This is a genomic window from Sphingomonas kyeonggiensis, from assembly GCF_014196745.1.
Taxonomy (GTDB): Bacteria; Pseudomonadota; Alphaproteobacteria; order Sphingomonadales; family Sphingomonadaceae; genus Sphingomonas; species Sphingomonas kyeonggiensis.
In genome coordinates this window covers 1,244,865-1,262,630 of the sequence record NZ_JACIEH010000003.1, presented here as the reverse complement: position 1 = coordinate 1,262,630, position 17,766 = coordinate 1,244,865, and the positions used below count along the sequence as shown (strand labels likewise).

At 67.0% G+C, this 17,766-nt stretch carries 22 protein-coding genes; 18 read left to right on the top strand and 4 right to left on the bottom strand.

Features of this window, described 5'->3' with window-relative positions:
* The first annotated feature begins 50 nt into the window (after positions 1-50).
* Complete coding sequence (locus tag GGR46_RS21215) at positions 51-1,031, top strand: FAD:protein FMN transferase (protein WP_343058277.1); 981 nt, start codon at positions 51-53, stop codon at positions 1,029-1,031.
* A gap of 330 nt (positions 1,032-1,361) precedes the next feature.
* Here GGR46_RS21215 and GGR46_RS21210 read toward each other — a convergent pair whose 3' ends face one another.
* The gene (locus GGR46_RS21210) at positions 1,362-2,012 is read right to left on the bottom strand and encodes a hypothetical protein (protein WP_183999985.1); all 651 of its coding nucleotides are present in this window, start codon (positions 2,010-2,012) and stop codon (positions 1,362-1,364) included.
* A gap of 175 nt (positions 2,013-2,187) precedes the next feature.
* Between GGR46_RS21210 and cobS the strand changes: the two genes are divergently transcribed.
* The 7 genes from cobS to GGR46_RS21175 all read left to right on the top strand — a co-directional run bounded on the left by cobS (position 2,188) and on the right by GGR46_RS21175 (position 9,429).
* The gene (cobS, locus tag GGR46_RS21205; protein ID WP_183999984.1) at positions 2,188-3,195 is read left to right on the top strand and encodes a cobaltochelatase subunit CobS; all 1,008 of its coding nucleotides are present in this window, start codon (positions 2,188-2,190) and stop codon (positions 3,193-3,195) included.
* Positions 3,192-3,452 carry a hypothetical protein gene (locus tag GGR46_RS21200; protein WP_183999983.1) on the top strand — a complete coding sequence of 87 codons (261 nt, stop codon included), beginning with the start codon at positions 3,192-3,194 and terminating at the stop codon, positions 3,450-3,452. The genes cobS and GGR46_RS21200 overlap by 4 nt, the downstream gene beginning before the upstream one ends.
* Before the next feature lie 2 nt (positions 3,453-3,454).
* Entirely contained in the window at positions 3,455-5,281 is a 1,827-nt protein-coding gene (gene cobT / locus GGR46_RS21195) for a cobaltochelatase subunit CobT (RefSeq protein ID WP_183999982.1), read from the top strand.
* Positions 5,278-5,526, top strand: a complete 249-nt coding sequence (locus tag GGR46_RS21190; RefSeq protein WP_183999981.1) for a ribbon-helix-helix domain-containing protein — start codon at positions 5,278-5,280, stop codon at positions 5,524-5,526. Before cobT ends, GGR46_RS21190 begins: the two co-directional genes overlap by 4 nt.
* 136 nt (positions 5,527-5,662) lie before the next feature.
* A complete protein-coding gene (locus GGR46_RS21185; RefSeq protein WP_183999980.1) occupies positions 5,663-8,017 on the top strand; it encodes a TonB-dependent receptor domain-containing protein in 2,355 nt (784 codons plus the stop codon).
* Positions 8,018-8,029: 12 nt separating this feature from the next.
* On the top strand, positions 8,030-8,746 hold the full coding sequence (locus GGR46_RS21180) for a tetratricopeptide repeat protein (RefSeq protein WP_183999979.1): 717 nt from the start codon (positions 8,030-8,032) through the stop codon (positions 8,744-8,746).
* Positions 8,746-9,429 (top strand): Fe2+-dependent dioxygenase, encoded by a 684-nt coding sequence (locus GGR46_RS21175; protein WP_183999978.1) that lies wholly within the window; start codon positions 8,746-8,748, stop codon positions 9,427-9,429. The genes GGR46_RS21180 and GGR46_RS21175 overlap by 1 nt, the downstream gene beginning before the upstream one ends.
* Before the next feature lie 211 nt (positions 9,430-9,640).
* On the opposite strand, the gene GGR46_RS21170 is transcribed toward GGR46_RS21175, so the two are convergent.
* Positions 9,641-10,255 carry a winged helix-turn-helix transcriptional regulator gene (locus GGR46_RS21170; RefSeq protein ID WP_221262874.1) on the bottom strand — a complete coding sequence of 205 codons (615 nt, stop codon included), beginning with the start codon at positions 10,253-10,255 and terminating at the stop codon, positions 9,641-9,643.
* 159 nt (positions 10,256-10,414) lie between these two features.
* Here GGR46_RS21170 and GGR46_RS21165 point away from each other — a divergent pair, with 159 nt between their 5' ends.
* The 8 genes from GGR46_RS21165 to GGR46_RS21130 are packed head-to-tail and all read left to right on the top strand — an operon-like array spanning position 10,415 to position 14,991.
* A complete protein-coding gene (locus GGR46_RS21165) occupies positions 10,415-11,107 on the top strand; it encodes a DUF899 family protein (protein WP_183999976.1) in 693 nt (230 codons plus the stop codon).
* A gap of 24 nt (positions 11,108-11,131) precedes the next feature.
* A complete protein-coding gene (locus tag GGR46_RS21160; protein ID WP_183999975.1) occupies positions 11,132-11,572 on the top strand; it encodes a VOC family protein in 441 nt (146 codons plus the stop codon).
* Positions 11,559-11,960, top strand: a complete 402-nt coding sequence (locus tag GGR46_RS21155) for a DoxX family protein (protein WP_221262873.1) — start codon at positions 11,559-11,561, stop codon at positions 11,958-11,960. The genes GGR46_RS21160 and GGR46_RS21155 overlap by 14 nt, the downstream gene beginning before the upstream one ends.
* A gap of 29 nt (positions 11,961-11,989) precedes the next feature.
* Positions 11,990-12,469: a VOC family protein gene (locus tag GGR46_RS21150; protein WP_183999974.1), complete on the top strand. Its 480-nt coding sequence runs from the start codon at positions 11,990-11,992 to the stop codon at positions 12,467-12,469.
* 10 nt (positions 12,470-12,479) lie between these two features.
* A complete protein-coding gene (locus GGR46_RS21145; protein ID WP_183999973.1) occupies positions 12,480-13,133 on the top strand; it encodes a glutathione S-transferase family protein in 654 nt (217 codons plus the stop codon).
* 23 nt (positions 13,134-13,156) lie between these two features.
* Positions 13,157-13,507: a DUF1428 domain-containing protein gene (locus GGR46_RS21140; RefSeq protein ID WP_183999972.1), complete on the top strand. Its 351-nt coding sequence runs from the start codon at positions 13,157-13,159 to the stop codon at positions 13,505-13,507.
* Positions 13,508-13,558: 51 nt separating this feature from the next.
* A complete protein-coding gene (locus tag GGR46_RS21135; protein ID WP_183999971.1) occupies positions 13,559-14,347 on the top strand; it encodes a VOC family protein in 789 nt (262 codons plus the stop codon).
* A complete protein-coding gene (locus tag GGR46_RS21130) occupies positions 14,344-14,991 on the top strand; it encodes a glutathione S-transferase family protein (protein ID WP_183999970.1) in 648 nt (215 codons plus the stop codon). The genes GGR46_RS21135 and GGR46_RS21130 overlap by 4 nt, the downstream gene beginning before the upstream one ends.
* Before the next feature lie 3 nt (positions 14,992-14,994).
* Here GGR46_RS21130 and GGR46_RS21125 read toward each other — a convergent pair whose 3' ends face one another.
* Positions 14,995-15,609 carry a J domain-containing protein gene (locus GGR46_RS21125; RefSeq protein WP_343058276.1) on the bottom strand — a complete coding sequence of 205 codons (615 nt, stop codon included), beginning with the start codon at positions 15,607-15,609 and terminating at the stop codon, positions 14,995-14,997.
* A gap of 36 nt (positions 15,610-15,645) precedes the next feature.
* On the opposite strand from GGR46_RS21125, the gene GGR46_RS21120 reads away from it, so the two are divergent.
* Both GGR46_RS21120 and GGR46_RS21115 read left to right on the top strand, forming a co-directional pair.
* Entirely contained in the window at positions 15,646-15,930 is a 285-nt protein-coding gene (locus GGR46_RS21120) for a BolA family protein (protein WP_183999968.1), read from the top strand.
* Positions 15,931-16,015: 85 nt separating this feature from the next.
* Positions 16,016-16,915: a pirin family protein gene (locus tag GGR46_RS21115; RefSeq protein WP_183999967.1), complete on the top strand. Its 900-nt coding sequence runs from the start codon at positions 16,016-16,018 to the stop codon at positions 16,913-16,915.
* A 313-nt stretch (positions 16,916-17,228) separates the two neighbouring features.
* On the opposite strand, the gene GGR46_RS21110 is transcribed toward GGR46_RS21115, so the two are convergent.
* Positions 17,229-17,717 carry a hypothetical protein gene (locus tag GGR46_RS21110; protein WP_183999966.1) on the bottom strand — a complete coding sequence of 163 codons (489 nt, stop codon included), beginning with the start codon at positions 17,715-17,717 and terminating at the stop codon, positions 17,229-17,231.
* Positions 17,718-17,766: the final 49 nt, after the last annotated feature.

Sequence of the window (17,766 nt, the reverse complement as noted above, 5' to 3'; positions counted from 1 at the left end):
ATCCGCCTGCGGCACGAGATCCCGGCTTTCGCCGGGATGACGATCCAGCAATGACCGTTAGAATAGCCATCCCCCCTGCCCTCTCCCCGGCGGCGTTCCACCGTCGCCAGGCGGGCGCCCCGGTCGTCGCCTGCACCGGCCAGACCATGGGCACCAGCTGGTCCGCGCGCATCGTCGCCGCACCCGAGGGCATCACCCTCGCCATCCAGGCCGAACTCGACCGCGTCGTCGCCGAGATGAGCCACTGGGCGCCCGCTTCCGCGCTTTCCCGCTTCAACTGCAGCGATCCCGGCCGCTGGCAGCCGCTGCCGATCGGTTTCGCGAAGGTCCTCGCCGCCGCACTCGACGTGGCGGACAAAAGTGGTGGCGCCTTCGATCCCGCCATGGGCGCGCTGGTCGATCTATGGGGCTTCGGCCCACCTGGCCCGCGGGAAGACCTGCCGAGCGACACGCAGATCGCCGCGGCCCGCGCCATCTCCGGCCGCGCCCATATCGAACGGGACGACCGCCGTGCCCGTCGCACCGCCCCCGCCGCGCTCGATTTCTCCGGCATCGCCAAGGGGCATGGCGTCGACCGGGTCGCCGAGATGCTCCGCAGCATGGAGCTGCACGATTTCCTCGTCGAAGTCGGCGGCGAGCTGCGCGGTGAGGGCATCAAACCCGATGGCCAGCCCTGGTGGGTCGATCTGGAGACACCTCCGGGCAGCCTCCTCGCCCCGATGCGCGCCGCGCTGCACGGCCTGTCGGTCGCCACCTCGGGCGATTATCGCCGCAGCTTCGCCCATGCCGGCCGCGACTATGCTCATACCCTCGATCCGCGCACCGGCCGCCCGCTCGACAATGGCGTCGCCTCGGTCACCGTGCTGCACGCCAGCTGCATGCTGGCAGACGCCTGGGCTACCGCCCTCACCGTGCTGGGCCCGGAAGGCATGGCGCTGGCAGAGCGCGAAGGGCTGGCGGTGCATATGGCGGTGCGCGAGGGTGCGGGCTTCACGGAGCATCTATCCACGGCCCTGCAGGCGATGCTCTAGCCCTAATCGTCACCCCACCACCCAATCGTCATCCCGGCACCAGACCGTCATCCCGGCGAAAGCCGGGATCTCAGGCGATGGCGCGGGACCTGGGGCAAGAGCCGCACGAGATCCCGGCTTTCGCCGGGATGACGGATCCAGTTGCAATGTAGGATTTCGCCTGCTCCATACTGGCGGATGCAAGCCGCGTTTCTTCCCCGCACCGATCGCACCCGTCCCGGGCGCCTGCACGGGAAGGGAAAACGGGGCCCCCGTAGTGTATGTTTCGTAAACTTCCGCGCGCCGCAGCCAGCCCGAATCAGCCGCACGTCCCCCCGTATCGACGGCACCCTACACCCGGTTGCAGAAGCCCGGCTTGCGGTCGCCGGCGTCCCAGCAGCCGTCGAGGATCATCGTCTTCAGCGTCTCGCAGCCGCGCTGCGGCCCGCACTGGCCGTCGGGATTGACCACCGAGCATTGCCGGGCGAGCAGAGCCGCCTTCTGCCAGCCGATCTTCGAGGCGCAGCTTGGGCCACCGTCGCGCCAGTTCCAGCGCTTCTCGCGCGGCCGGTAGTGGACCGGGCGGGGCCGCGGCGCCGGCGTCCAGCGCGGCGGCTCGACATCGCGGACGGGCGCGCGGAGATAGCGGCGATAGGCGGTGGCGACGCACTCGGCGGTCTCGCAGGTGTCGCGCTCGCTCGCCAGCGCCGCGAGCTGCTGGCGCTGCACCCAGAGCTGCTGCTTGCTCGCACCCTGGCGGTCTTCCGCCCATTGGCTGGCAAGCGTGCGGTGCAGCCAGTTCAGGCCCTTGTTGTCGCAGACCAGCCACTGGCCGCGGCGCAGCCGGCCCTCGCAATAGGGGTCGGCGGCAAGCCAGTCGGGCGCGCGCTCGATCGGGCGTGTCACGGGAGGCGGACGGTGCGGCGGCTGGGCCGGCTGCTGGCCCCAGTCGCACGCCGTCAGCGGCGCGAGCAGCGCCAGGAACAACAGCTTCCCGTTCATCGACTTCCCCAAGATCGGTGTTGGCGCGCGACCGTTGCTTTGGCGTCATGATCCCATGAAAGCCGATTCGGGGAAAGGGCTTGCGACGGAAACGGCCGATCGTGCGATTTGCACGATGCCCGTTGCAGTGCGGCACGGGAGCTTCTAGTCGCTCTCGCGACGGAAGGACGAATACATGGCGGACATCCCCAACACCCAGCCCGACAGCCGGGAAACCACGATCCTCGAAGCGCCCGACAAGATGGTGAAGGTGCGCGACCTGTTCGGGATCGACAGCGACCTCGAAGTGCCCGCGTTCAGCGAGGCGGACGAGCGCGTGCCGGATCTCGATCCCGCCTATGTCTTCGATCCGGATACCACGCTCGCGATCCTGGCGGGCTTTGCGCACAATCGCCGCGTGATGGTCCAGGGCTATCACGGCACCGGCAAGTCGACGCATATCGAACAGGTTGCGGCGCGCCTCAATTGGCCTTGCATCCGCATCAACCTCGACGCGCATATCAGCCGTATCGACCTGATCGGCCGTGACGCGATCGTGCTCAAGGACGGCCAGCAGGTCACCGAATTCCGCGAGGGCCTGCTTCCCTGGGCGCTGCAGACCCCCACCGCGCTCGTGTTCGACGAATATGACGCCGGCCGCCCGGACGTGATGTTCGTGATCCAGCGCGTGCTCGAGACCGAGGGCAAGCTGACCCTGCTCGACCAGAACCGCGTGATCCGCCCGAACCCCTATTTCCGCCTGTTCGCCACCGCGAACACGGTCGGCCTGGGCGACACCAGCGGCCTGTATCACGGCACCCAGCAGATCAACCAGGGCCAGATGGACCGCTGGAACATCGTGGTGACGCTCAACTACCTCCCCGCAGCGGTCGAGGCGCAGATCGTCCTCGCCAAGTCCGGCGATTTCGACAAGCCGGGCGGCAAGGAGCTGGTCGAGAACATGGTCCGCGTCGCCGACCTGACCCGCAAGGGCTTCGTCAACGGCGACATCTCGACCGTGATGAGCCCGCGCACGGTGATCACCTGGGCGCAGAACACCGAGATCTTCAAGGATGTCGGCTTCGCGTTCCGGTTGAGCTTCCTCAACAAGTGCGACGAGGCGGAGCGCGCGCAGGTGGCTGAGTATTACCAGCGCGTGTTCGGCAAGGACCTGCCCGAAAGCGTGGTGAGCAAGGCTTCTTGAGCGGGTCGCCGGACGACGATCCGCTCCACCCCCGCCGCTGGACGGCGCAAGGGGGTGCGGGCGGGCCGATCACCGGCGACGAATATGCCTATCTCAAGGATCTGATCCACGAGCGGATGGGGGTAGGCAATTGGGAGCCCGATCCGCTCGAGGCGGTGCCGTCGGCCCCGTGGCTCGGGATTGGGCGGCGACTTCTCGGCGGCCTCCAGCGCCGCTTCGGGCTTGATCGCAAGGGACAAGGCACGGAAAGACGATAGCAATGGCCGCCGACTCTCCCCTCGACAGGTTCCGCAATGTCCTCGGCGGTGCCGCGCGCGCGCTTTCGGGCGAACATGAGGCGGAGCTGAGCTTCACCGGCGAGGCACCGCGCCAGGACGGACGCCAGATCAAGGTGCCGACGCCGTCGCGCAGCCTGCCGGCCGAGGAAGTCGCCGAGGCGCGGGGCTTCGCCGACAGCTTTGCGCTCCGCATGCGCCACCACGACAATGCGCTGCACGTGAAGAGCGCGCCCAAGGAGCCGGTGGCGCGCGCGGTGTTCGATGCGGTCGAGACGGCCCGAGTCGAGGCGCTGGGCTCGCGCGGCTATGCCGGCATCGCCGCCAATCTCGAGCATGCGCTCGAATTGAAGCTGCGCGCCGATCCGATCACCCGTGCCCGCAACCGCGAGGAAGTGCCGCTTTCCACTGCGCTCGGCCTGATGGTGCGCGAGCGGCTGACCGGACGCGAGTCGCCGGGCGCCGCGGCGCTCGGCATGGCGCTGATCCGCGACTGGATCGAAGAGCGCGCCGGCTCGGACCTGGATGCGCTGGCGCTGGCGATCGACGACCAGCACGCGTTCGCCTCGCTCACTTCGAAGCTGCTCCAGGACCTCGAGCTGACCGAAGGCGACCTGCTCCCCGACGAAGCCGATGAAGGCGGCGGCGAGGACGAGGGTACCGACGACCAGCAGCAGGACGGCGACGAGGAAGGCGAGAGCGAGTCGAGCCAGAGCGAGGGCCAGGCCGAGGCGCGCGGCGAGCAGCGCGAGTCCGACCAGGGCGAGGAAGGCGAACAGCAGCAGTCCGACGCGATGGAGGACGGCGACGGCGAGCCGGGCGACGAAGGCGAGGAGGGCATGATGCCCGTCCGTCCGAACCGCCCGTGGAGCGACCTGCCGCCCCAGTTCGAATATCGCCCCTACACCACCCAGTTCGACGAGGTCGTCGCGGCGACGGACCTGTGCGACACCGAGGAGCTCGACCGGCTGCGCTCCTATCTCGACCAGCAGCTCCTTCATCTGCAGGGTGCGGTGACCAAGCTCGCCAACCGGCTCCAGCGCCGGCTGATGGCGCAGCAGAACCGCAGCTGGGACTTCGACCAGGAAGAGGGCATCCTCGACGCCGCCCGGCTGGCGCGCATCGTCGTCAATCCGATGCTCTCCCTCTCCTACAAGAGCGAGAAGGACACCGAGTTCAAGGACACGGTGGTCACGCTGCTGATCGACAATTCGGGTTCGATGCGCGGGCGGCCGATCTCGATCGCGGCGATCAGCGCCGACATCATGGCGCGCACGCTGGAGCGCGTTGGCGTGAAGACCGAGATCCTCGGCTTCACCACCCGCGCCTGGAAGGGCGGGCAGAGCCGCGAGAAGTGGCTGGCCGATGGGCGCCCTGCGCAACCCGGGCGGCTCAACGACATCCGCCACATCGTCTACAAGCAGGCCGACGAGCCGTGGCGCCGCGCCAAGAAGTCGCTCGGGCTGATGATGCGCGAGGGGTTGCTCAAGGAGAATATCGACGGCGAGGCGCTGCTCTGGGCGCACCAGCGGCTGATCGGCCGCAGCGAGGATCGCAAGATCCTGATGGTGATCTCGGACGGTGCGCCGGTGGACGACTCGACCCTGTCGGTGAACTCCGGTTCCTATCTCGAGCGCCACCTGCGTCAGGTGATCGGCTGGATCGAGACGCGCTCGCCGGTGGAGCTGGTCGCGATCGGCATCGGGCACGACGTCACCCGCTACTATCAGCGCGCCGTGACGATCATGGACGCCGAGCAGCTCGCCGGCACCATGGTCGAGCAGCTGGCCGCCCTGTTCGATACGGAATGAAGATCGAGCCGCCCCCGGGTGGCTTTGAAGGGCCGATCAAGCGGTCGGTCACGATCGCCGGGCACCAGACGTCGATCAGCCTCGAGCCGATCTTCTGGGAAGCGCTGGACGCGGCGGCAGCCGCGCGGTCGCTGCCGCTCAACGCGCTGGTCGCGGCGATCGACCATGCCCGCATCCAGGGCGAGGACCCGCCCAATCTCGCCAGCGCGATCCGCAGCTGGCTGCTCGCGCAGCCGCGCGGCTAGGACTTCCATCCAGACTGTGCAGTAACGCTTTGCAACAATTTTGCGACAAAGCTGCGAACAGCTCGCATTAGCATTGACTCTGAGAACGCCTCGCAATAGCTGGCGACGAAACAATCCTGATTGGGGGGTTCTCTACGTGACTCGTTCGACCGGCGCGGCTGCGCCTGCTTTCCTCGCGCTCGCCTGTGTCGGCTTCGTCGCCAGCGCCCCCGCCCACGCCGCGACCGACGGCCCCGACACCAAGACTCCTGCCGCTGCCGAGGACGATCAGGACCGTGCCGGGCAGGATCACATCACGGTCAACGGCCAAGTCTATCAGCCGAAGCAGGAGAGCCCGAAGAACACCCGCCCGCTGCGCGACACGCCGCAGACGGTTACGGTGATCACCGCCGAAGTCATGGAGCAGCAGAACATCCTGTCGCTGCGCGATGCGCTGGCGACGGTGCCCGGCATCACCTTCGGCGCCGGCGAAGGCGGCAGCGGCTATGGCGACAGCATCAACCTGCGCGGCTTCAGCGCCAACAACGACATCACGATCGATAACGTCCGCGACAGCGCGCAATATACCCGCTCGGACAATTTCAACATCGAGCAGATCGAAGTCACCAACGGCTCGAACTCGGTCTATTCGGGCGGCGGCTCGGTCGCCGGCAACATCAACCTGGTCAGCAAGCGCCCGACCGGCCGGAACCAGTCGGTGGTGCAGGCCGGTATCGGCACCGACGAATATTATCGCGCCACCGCCGATATCGAGCGGAAGCTGAGCGACCGTGTCGGCGTCCGGCTGAACGCGATGTATCACCACAACGACGTTCCCGGCCGCGAGGTCGAGAATGCCAAGCGCTGGGGCGTGATGCCCTCGATCACCTTCGGCCTGGACGGCCCGACCAAGCTGACCCTGATCTACCTCCACCAGCAGGACAACAACATCCCGCAGTTCGGCGTGCCCTATGTCACCAGCGTGACCAACGGGTTCACCGGCCAGGTGCCGGGCACCAGCCGCAGCGGCTATTACGGCTTCCGCAACCTCGACAAGCAGGACAGCAATGTCGATCAGGCGACGGCGATCTTCGAGCAGGAACTGAGCAGCACGATCTCGCTGCGCAACCTCACCCGCTATCAGGACGTCGAGCAATATTCGATCGCAGACGGGCCCGAGGGCACCTTCTGCCTGCCGAGCGGCTTCACCGCAGCCGGCGTGGCCTGCACCACGCCCGGCCTGTTCACGCCGAGCGGCGGCTCGCGCGGCAACACCCGCGATACCCGCAACCAGATCATCTACAACCAGACCGACATCAAGGGCACGTTCGACACCTTCGGCATCGAGCACAGCTTCGACCTGGGCTTCTCGCTGTCGCGCGAATTCTATGACCTGCGCTCGGGCAATTCGCAGCGCAACGCCAATGGCACGGCGGTCACCATCCCGCCCTACGCCTGGAACGATCCGAACCTGAACAACCGGAACGTCTATTCCGGCCCGGTGAACTTCATCGTCGGCTCGCGGAGCCACAGCGAGGTCGCGAACAAGGCGGTCTACCTGTTCGATACGGTCAAGCTGTCGAAGTTCTTCGAGCTCAACGGCGGCGTCCGCTGGGAGCGCAATATCGGCGAGAACACTGCCTATACCCTCTCGACCGCGGCGGCGACGCTCGGCCAGATCACCGCCGTGACCCGCACGGGCAACCGCGACAGCCTGTTCTCGTATCGCATCGGCGCCGTGCTCAAGCCGATCGAGCCGATCAGCCTCTATGTCGCCTATGGCAACTCCAAGACGCCGTCGCAGAGCACGGTCAACGGCAGCTGCACGACGGCCACCTGCAACGTGCGGCCGGAAGGCGCCAAGAACTACGAGATCGGCGGCAAGGCCGAGCTGTTTCATGGCGGCCTGCTGCTGACCGCGGCACTGTTCCGCACCGATCGCGACAGCTACCGGGTCGCCTCCAACGATCCGACAATCCCGGACCAGCAGCTCGACGGCCATTCGCGCGTCGACGGCGTCGCGCTGGGCGCCACCGGCCACATCACCTCGGCGTGGCAGATCACGGCGAACTACACCTATCTCAAGAGCAAGCTGATCCAGTCGGTCTCCGACTATTGCCTCAGCCATCCGGGTGCCACCGGCTGTTCGAACAGCGTCGCGTTCCCCGATCCGGTGGCGGGCGCCGCGATCCAGCAGACCCCGAAGCATTCGGGCAGCCTCTACACCGCCTATACCCTGCCGTTCGGTCTGACGCTCGGCTACGGCGCGACCTATCAGGGCAAGTTCGCGATCAACCTGCCGACGACCGCGAACCGCTCGGTCCTCTTCTCGAAGGACTATGTCGTCCACAACCTGACGGTGGCGTACGACATCACCCGGGCGCTGTCGGCACAGGTCAACGTCAAGAACATCGGCGACAAGCTCTACTACACCCGCATCCGCGCCAACAACGGCTGGGCGACCCCGGGCGACGGCCGCTCGGCGATCCTGACGCTGGGCTACAAGTTCTGATATAGCCCGGACATGACGCAGCTCGATCAATTGTCGAGCGAAGACATCGCCGCCCGCCTCTCCGGTTCGCCGGAGGAGCGGGCGGCGCTGATTCGCGAAGGGGCGGAGGTCGGCCTCGCCGAAGCACAGGCGGTGCTCGGCCAGATGCTGCTCGACCAGCAGAAGCCAGCGGAGGCGTTCGGCTGGTTCTGGAAGGCGGCGCAGCAAGGCCATCCGATGGGGCTCAACATGCTGGGCCGTTGCTACGACCTTGGCTGGGGCACCCCCGTGGACAAGAAGCGCGCGGCCGAGTGCTTCCGTGTCGCCGCGGAGGCCGGGCTCGACTGGGGCATGTACAATTACGGCTCCGCGCTGGCGCTCGGTGCCGGCTTGACCCAGGACAAGGCGGCGGCGCTCGCCTGGTTCGAGAAGGCGGCTGCGATGGGTCATGCCAAATCCACCAACTTCGTCGGCAGCTTCCATGAGGAAGGCGCGATCATCCCGCGCGACATGACTGCGGCAGCGGACTGCTATGCCCGGGCGGCCGAGGGCGGCGATTTTCGCGGCATGTTCAACCATGCCCGGATGCGCGCCGAAGCCGGCGACATCGACGGCGCGCTGCTGTGGATCGAGCGGTGCGGGGCGGAGGCCAAGCCGGTGTTCCGCGAAAAGGCGCTCGCCTGGCTGGCCCAGGTCCCGGACGAACGCCTGCGCGCCGAAGGCACCGCCGCCTTGCGGAAGCAACCATAATGCTGATCGCCATCCCCGACCTGCTCGGGCCTGCACAGGTAGCCGAGCTGCGCGGCATCATCGATGCGGCCGAATGGACCGACGGCAACGCGACCTCCGGCGCGCAATCGGCGCTGGCCAAGGACAATGAGCAGCTGCCCGAGGGGAGTGAGGCACACCGCCGCGCCGGGGCGATGGTCCTCGACGCGCTCGGCAAGTCGCCTTTGTTCTTCGCCGCCGCGCTGCCGCTCAAGGTCTTCCCTCCCCTGTTCAATCGCTATGGCGGCGGACAGAAGTTCGACACCCATGTCGACAACGCGATCCGCATCCAGCGGGGCACCGAGTTCCGCATCCGCAGCGACCTGTCGATGACGGTCTTCCTCGAAGATCCCGCGGCCTATGATGGCGGCGAACTGCTGATCGAGGGGCAGTTCGGCGTGCAATCGGTCAAGCTGCCGGCCGGGCACGCGATCCTCTATCCCTCGTCGAGCCTGCACCGGGTGGCGCCGGTGACGCGTGGACGCCGGGTGGCGAGCTTCTTCTGGATCCAGTCGATGGTCCGCGACGACAGCGCACGGCGCATCCTGCTCGAGACCGACCAGGCAGTGCAGCGGCTGGTCGGTACGCTGGGCAATGACGACCGATCGGTGATCGAGCTGACCGGCGTCTATCACAATCTCCTACGCCGCTGGGCCGACGCCTGAGCCGGAAGTTGTGGAAGTTTACACTACGGGGGGCCGTTTCTCCGCTCCCTTGCCAGGCCGAACCGCGCCGGCAGGCCTGTTTCGCGACCAACAGGGAAACCGTGGAGGTTGGTTCCATCAAGTAATATGGAGAGGCTATCAGGCATGATGGATAACCAATCAGGTTAAATCCTACATTGCAACCTTCTCCGAGTGAGGGTGCCGCAGCCGGTCAGTCGTTCTCGAACCTCGGCAGCCGGAACAGATCGACGAAGCGCTGACCGAGCGCGATGTCGCCGGTCACCGTCACGCGCGCCTCGCGGATCGACTCGGTGAGCGGCAGCGGGCCGTAGAAGGTTGCGGCCAGCGGAGTCGGCACGCCTTCGAAGACCACATCGGCGCCGGCCGGATCGCGGCGCTCGATCACCAGCCCGCCATCGACGATCTGCGCGCGGAAGGGCTCGCCACCCACCCGAAATCCGAGATCGATCGACACCCCGCGCGCTTCCTCGCGGTTCATCATCGTCTTGAGCGACAGCATGAAAGCGCCATTGCTGAGCGGCAGCGTGACGTCGTGCGCGGGCGAGCCTGCTGCCCAGCGGCTGAGCGCGAAGATCGGCTCCTCGAGCTGGGCACCCCATTTGGTCAGTTCATAGACCTGGGCATTGACCGGCGAGGGCAGCTGCCTGCGGCGAAGGATGCCGCCTTTCTCCAGCCCTTCCAGACGCTGGGTGAGGATATTGGCGCTCAATCCCTCCAGCGCGCCGCGAATCTCGCCGAAGCGGCGCGGGCCGAGAAGCAATTCGCGAACAATCAGCAGCGACCAGCGTTCTCCGATCAGATCCATCGCAAGCGCCGTCCCACACGCGTCCTGATACCAGCGCCGCGCCTTTGCGAAATCCGAGTTAGTTATTTTTTGTGACTCCATGGTTGCTTTTAATAACTCACAGGCGCATCAGGATCAAGAAAGCGATTCGCGAAGCCCCCAAAGCGGAGGTTTATTCCGATGACATTCGTTCCTGCCGCCGAACTGGCCGCGCGTGAGACATCGCGCTGGCCGGGTGAGTCCGCCGAATACCGCGCAGCCCGCACCGCGCTGCTCGCGGAAGAGATCGAGCTGCGCCGCCGCCTGGAGCGTGTGGCCGAGCAACGCCGCGCGCTGCCGCCGGGACCGGAAGTGGCACGCGACTATGCCTTCCAGGGCGAGGATGGCGCGGTTCATCTGGCTGACTTGTTCGGGGGCCATGATACGCTGGTGGTCTACACCTGGATGTTCGGCCCGCAGCGCGAACGGCCCTGCCCGATGTGCACGTCCTTGCTCTCGGCCTGGGACGGCGAGACGCCCGACATCGCGCAGCGCGTGGGCTTCGCGGTGACCGCCCGCTCGCCGATCGACAAGCTGAAGGTGTTCAAGGCCGAGCGGGGCTGGCAGCATCTGCCGCTCTATTCGGACAGCGACCAGACGTTCAGCCGCGACTATAACGCGATCGCGCCGGACGGCAGCGACATCCCGCAGCTGCTGGTCTTCACCCGGCGCGACGGCAGGATCCGCTTCTTCTGGGCCGGCGAGATGGGCTCCGAAAGCATGGATCCCGGCCAGGACCCGCGCGGCGCACCCGACCTGATGCCGCTCTGGACGATATTGGACTGCACACCCGAGGGCCGCGGCACCGACTGGTACCCTTCCCTGACCTACTGAAGAACATACCCCGAGGAGAGCAACATGACCCAGATGATCTTCGTGAACCTGCCCGTGAACGACGTGGCCAAATCGACTGCCTTCTACGAGGCGATCGGCTGCACCAAGGATGCCCGTTTCAGCAACGAGCAGGCTTCCGCCATGCAGCTGAGCGACACGATCGTGTTCATGATCCTGAGCCGCGACTTCTTCCAGACCTTCACCCCCAAGCCGATCGCCGATGCGCATGCGGTGACCGAGGCGCTGATCTGCATCTCGCGCGACAGCCGCGAGGCGGTCGACACGATCGTCGAGGCGGCGGGCAAGGCCGGCGGCAAGGCGGACGTGCGCGAGAAGCAGGACATGGGCTTCATGTACGGCCGCAGCTTCGAGGATCCCGACGGCCATATCTTCGAGCCGATGTTCATGGACATGGAAGCCGCGATGGCTGCCTTCCCCGAAGGCCCCGCGCATGAGCCGGCCTGAGGCGATGCAGCGTGACCGGATCATCGGCTGGGTACTGAGCGGCCTCGTCCTGCTGTTCCTGGCGATGGATGCGGGCGGCAAGCTGATCGCGCCGGCGCAAATGATCGCCTACAGCCCGCCGCTCGGCATTCCCGCCGATGCGAACCTGTACCGCGAGCTCGGGCTGATCCTGGCGATCTGCGCGCTGCTCTATGCGGTGCCGCGCACCGCGGTACTGGGGGCGATCCTGCTCACCGGCTATCTGGGCGGCGCGGTGGCGATGCACTTCCGCGTTGGCAGCCCGCTGTTCAGCCACACCTTGTTCGGCGTCTATCTGGGCGTGATCGCCTGGGGCGGACTGTGGTTCCGCGATCCCCGCATACGCGCGCTGGTCCCGATCGCCGGCTGAAGAACCCGAGAGTCCAAAGGAGAGGACCGATGGCAGACAAGATCACGACCGTATTGTGGTTCGACCATGTGGCCGAGGAGGCCGCCAACTTCTACGTCTCCCTGCTGCCCGACAGCCATGTCGGCAAGGTGTACCGCGCTCCCGGCGACAATCCGAGCACCGAGGAAGGCGCGGCGCTGGTCGTCGAGTTCACCCTGGCCGGGCGCAGCTATGCCGGCCTCAACGGCGGCCCGAACTTCAAGCCGAACGAGAGCGTATCCTTCCAGATCCTCACCGAGGACCAGGAAGAGACCGACCGACTGTGGAACGCCATCGTCGGCAATGGCGGCCAGGAGTCGATGTGCGGCTGGTGCAAGGACAAATGGGGCTTCAACTGGCAGATCACGCCGCGCCGGCTGATCGAGATCAACTTCGGCGACGACCCCGAGGCTGCGCGCCGCGGCTTCGAGGCGATGATGACGATGAAGAAGATCGACATCGCGGCGGTGGAAGCCGCGGCCAGAGGATGAGGAGGCAGTCATGACCATCGAGATCACCGGCTTCAACTGGGTGCCCGATTTCGCCCGCGGCTATGTCCGCGACCTCAGGCCGCGCTGGGCCTGCGAGGAGATCGGCCAGCCCTATGTCACGCGGCTGATCAGTCCGGTCCCGCCCAAGCCGGCCAGCTATTTCGAGGAGCAGCCCTGGGGCCAGGTGCCGGTGCTGCACGACGGCGATATCCAGCTGTTCGAGAGCGGCGCGATCCTGCTGCATCTCGCCGAGAAGGACACGCGGCTGCTGTCGCGCGATCCGCAGCAGCGGGCGACGACGCTCGCCTGGCTGTTCGCTTCGCTCAACAGCGTCGAGCCCGGGCTGTTCGAGCTGGGCAACGTCACCCTGTTCTCCAAGGACGAGGAATGGGCGAAGCTGCGCAAGCCGAGCCTGATGGCGGATATCGGCAAGCGGCTCGATCGCCTGGCCGATGCGCTGGGCGCCCGGGAATGGCTGGTCGGGGAGTTCAGCGTGGCGGACATCGCGATGGTGACGGTGCTGCGCAATGCCGACGGCAGCGAGCTGATCAGCAGCCGGCCGGTGCTGGCGGCCTATATGGAGCGCGGCATGGCACGGCCCGGCTTCCGGCGCGCGATGGACGCGCAGCTCGCCGACTTCCAGCCCGCGCCCGTCGCGGCCTGACAGAGATAATAGAGGAGAGTGAAATGGCTTATATCGACGGTTTCGTCGCGCCGGCGCGCGACCGGGAGGCCTATCTTGCGATGGCGAAGAAGGCCGCCCCGATCTTCATCGAGCATGGTGCGCTGCGCGTGGTGGAAGGCTTCGGCCATGACGTGCCGCGCGGCAAGGTCACCGACTTCTACATGGCGGTGAAGGCCGAGGAGAACGAGACGCCGGTCTTCTCCTGGATCGAGTGGCCCGACAAGGCGACCCGCGACGCGGGCTGGGAGAAGGTGATGGCCGACGAGCGGATGAAGCCCGACGGCGACATGCCCTTCGATGGCCAGCGCATGTTCTGGGGCGGCTTCGAGAGCATCGTGGATACCAAGGCGTGATGAATTGATACCTCCCCGAGCAAGCTCGGGGAGGAATTAAGGAGACAGATCGTGTCCAACGCACATGGAAGCTTCATCTGGTACGAGCTGCTGACCAAGGACGCGGGCAAGGCCAAGGCGTTCTACGACTCGGTGGTCGGCTGGAACATCGATGCGCAGCCCGCACCGGGCGGCATGGACTATCGCATGATCAATGCGGGTGACGGCCAGGCGGGCGGCGTCATGCAGCTCAACGCCGACATGATCGCCGGCGGCGCCCAGCCGGTGTGGCTGGGCTATTTCGGGGTGGATGACGTCGATGCCACGGTCGCCGCCGTGGTCGCGGCCGGCGGGCAGGTCCATCTTCCGGCTTTCGACATCCCCGATGTCGGCCGGCTGGCGATGGTCACCGATCCGCAGGGCGTGCCCTTCTACGTGATGCGCGGCGCCTCGCCGGAGAGCAGCACCGCCTATCAGCGCATGGGCTTCGGCCATGTCGCCTGGAACGAGCTGCTCGCGCCGGACGATGCGGCGGCGCTCGCCTTCTACGGCAGGCTGTTCGCCATCGAGAAGGTCGGCTCCATGCCGATGGGCGAGATGGGCGAGTACAGCTTCATCGCCAATGGCGACAGCAAGGGCGAAGCGGTCGGCGCGATCATGCGGGTGCAGCCCGGTACCAAGCCCGGCTGGGGCTTCTATTTCCGCGTGCCCGACATCACCGAGGCGCAGGCGAAGGTGGAAGCCGGCGGCGGCAAGGTGGTCTGGGGTCCGCACCAGGTGCCCGGCGGCGAATGGGTGATCAACATCGTCGATCCCGAAGGCGTGACCTGCGGCTTCGTCTCGCCGGACAAGAGCGGATGAGGATCACGATCACCGCCTTCGATCGTTCCCCCGACGGCGGCAAGGGGCTGGCGCGCGATACACGGGTGCGCTGGGCACTCGAGGAAGTGGGCCAGCCCTATGACGTTCGGCTGGTCGACTTTGCCGAGATGAAGGAACCGGCACATCTGGCGATCCATCCCTTTGGCCAGATCCCGACCTATGAGGAAGGCGACCTCGCGCTGTTCGAGACGGGCGGAATCGTCTTCCACCTGGCCGAGCGCTTCCCCGGATTGCTCCCCGAGGATGCCGCCGGCCGGGCACGGGCGATCACCTGGATGTTCGCCGCGGTGAACACGGTGGAACCCGTGATCCTCGACCTGGTCAATGTCCGGATCCTCGAGGGCGACAAGCCCTGGGCAGCCGAGCGGATGCCGCTGGTCGTGGAGCGCATCCATGGCCGGCTGCGCCAGCTTGCCGCGCGGCTGGGCGAAGCGGAATGGCTCGATGGGGCGTTCAGCGCGGGCGACCTGATGATGGTCTCGGTGCTGCTCAGGCTTCGCCCGTCCGGCCTGCTCGACCAGCATCCGGGCCTCGCCGCTTATGTGGCGCGCGGCGAGGCCCGGCCTGCCTATCGGCGTGCCTTTGCCGACCAGCTGGCGGTGAACACCCGTCCCGCCGACTGAAGCTCAGGCGAAGGCGGGCGAGGTGCGGAGGTGCTGGTACGCCTCGATCACCCGCTGGAGCCGGCCCTCATGCGTCCGGTCGCCGCCGTTGCGATCGGGGTGGAACTTGCGGACCAGCTCCGAATAGCGCTTGCGCAGCGCGGTGCGGTCGGCGTCGATCTCGAGGTCGAGGATCTTGAGCGACTCGCGGTCCTGCCCGGACAGCGGCTTGCCGTCCTTGCGCTCGCCACGGTCCTTCATCCGGTCGCGGAACCGCGCGCCGATCGCATCGAGCGGATCGGCGAAATCGGCCCAGCGCGGCGGGCGGTCGGCGCCGCCATTGCCGGTGAAGGCACGCGTCTCGCGCTCCCAGCCGGCATAGGGCCGCTGGGCGTCGTGGATCTCGTCGGGGCTCATCCCCTGGAAGAAATTATAGCCCGAATTGAACGCACGGACGTGATCGAGGCACAGCCAGCGATATTCGCCCGGTCCGTCGAACGTCGCGCGGCTGCCGCCTGCGGGCGCGCGGAACTCGCCCGGCTCGTTGCAGCCCGGTTCCGAGCACAATCTCCCCGGCGCCTCCACCCGACCGTGGAACCGCGCATTCGACCTGTCCTTCTTGGGCTGGCTCTCAGCCACGTGACCTCCCTTGAGCAAACCGCCTATATAGGCGCGATGACGAACCCTTCCAGCGGCGGACTCGCCGATATCATCGCTGCCCGCCTCACCGCCGGCCTCGCCCCGACGCATCTCGAGGTGATCAACGACAGCCATCACCATTCCGGGCACCTGGGCGATGACGGCACCGGCGAATCGCACTGGACCGTGGTGGTCGAGAGCCCCGCATTCCAGGGCCAGTCGCGCGTCCAGCGCCAGCGGATGGTCAACAACGCGCTGGCCGACCTGCTCACCGGCCGCATCCACGCCCTGGCGATCAAGGCGCGGGCACCGGGGGAATAGCGGCGACCCGAAAGGGTGGGTTTCCAAACTATGGCTGTCCGCTCCAGATAGCGCAGGCTATGAATCCGGCGACGAGAGGGGCACCATGACCGACGAGCTTTTCACCCAGATCATCACGCCGACCACCCATGATTTGGGCGGCTTCAAGGTCCACCGCACGCTGCCGTCCAAGCCGCGGACGATGGTGGGGCCGTTCATCTTCTTCGACCAGATGGGCCCGGCCCGTCTGACCGTCGGCACCGGCATCGACGTGCGCCCGCACCCGCACATCAACCTCGCCACCGTCACCTATCTCTACGCCGGCGCGATCGACCATCGCGACTCGCTCGGCACCTTCGCCACGATCGAACCGGGCGCAGTGAACCTGATGACCGCCGGCCACGGCATCGTCCATTCCGAGCGCTCGCCCAGCGCCGAACGCGAGAAGGGCCCCGAGCTCTCCGGCATCCAGACCTGGCTCGCCCTGCCCGAGGACCGGGAAGAGATGGACCCGGCCTTCGAGCATGTCGCCGCCGCCGACCTGCCGATCGTCGAGTCGCCGGGCGCGCGGGCCCGGGTGATCATGGGCGAACTGTGGGGGGCCAAGGCGCCGACCACCACCTATGCCCAGACCATCTATGCCGACATCGCCCTGGACGAGGGCGGCGCGGTGCCGATCGACCCGTCGGCGACCGAACGGGCAGTCTACCTCGCCTATGGCGACGCCAGCATCGACGGGATCGAGATGGAAGTCGCGACCCTCTACATCCTGCGCCCCGGCATCACCGCCATCCTGCGCTCGTCCGGCGGCGGCCGGGTGGCGCTGTGCGGCGGCGAGGACTTCGCCACCCCGCGCCACGTCTGGTGGAACTTCGTCTCCTCCAGCCGCGACCGGATCAACCAGGCCAAGGAAGACTGGAAGGCGGGCAACTTCCCCAAGGTGCCCGGCGACGACAAGGAATTCATCCCGATCCCCGAAGTGCCCAAGACGGTGAGCTATCCCTAGCACCCGGCTCAGCGTCTGCCGGCGCAAGGCGCGCTATCCTTCGCGGGAGGAAGCGCTGGCGGCGATCGCGAAGAGCGGCTGGGAGTTGCGCCCCTATCGCTGCGACCGGTGCCGGCAGTTCCATTTGACCAGCCGGACCAAGGGGAAAGGACCGGTTCGCCGGTCCCTCTGATTCGCATCTCAATCAAACTGTCATCCCGGCGAAAGCCGGGATCTCGTGCCGTAGCGCGGGGAAGGAGCCGCATGAGATCCCGGCTTTCGCCGGGATGACGATTGTGGGGCTGCCGGGATGACGGATTGGTGGAGATGACGGCTAGGAGCCGATGATCTTCTCGCGCACCAGCGGCAGCAGCTTGTCGAGATTGGCGCGGGCCATCGCGGCGTCGTTGGCGACCGAGCGGATCGTCAGCAGGTCGCCGTCGCGGATCAGCACCGCGGTCGCGCCCTGGTCCTTGCCGATCGCATAGCTGCTCACCCAGCCGACCGCCGGGCCGGCATCGAGCGCCTCGATCCTGCACTCCGGGCTGCGCGCCTGGCATTGCTTCTCCAGGTCCTCGATCTTGGTCTCGCCCGAGCGGACCCGCCCCTCGGTGCCGTCGACCTGACGGCCGAACTCGATGCCGAGGATCGGCTGCCCCGCGCAATCGGGGCAGGTATAGGCCAGCTTGCCCGGCCGCGGCGCACCGACGAAGCCCGGGCCGAGCAGCTCGAGCACCTCGCCGTCCAGGCTGTTGATGTTCTTCGTCGCGAACCCGTCCGGCGGCAGCGCGAGCCCCAGCATCAGCGGCAACAGTGCGAGCATGTCCCTCTCCTCTCGTCCCGCGGCTCAACGTGCACCGCGCCGATCGGGT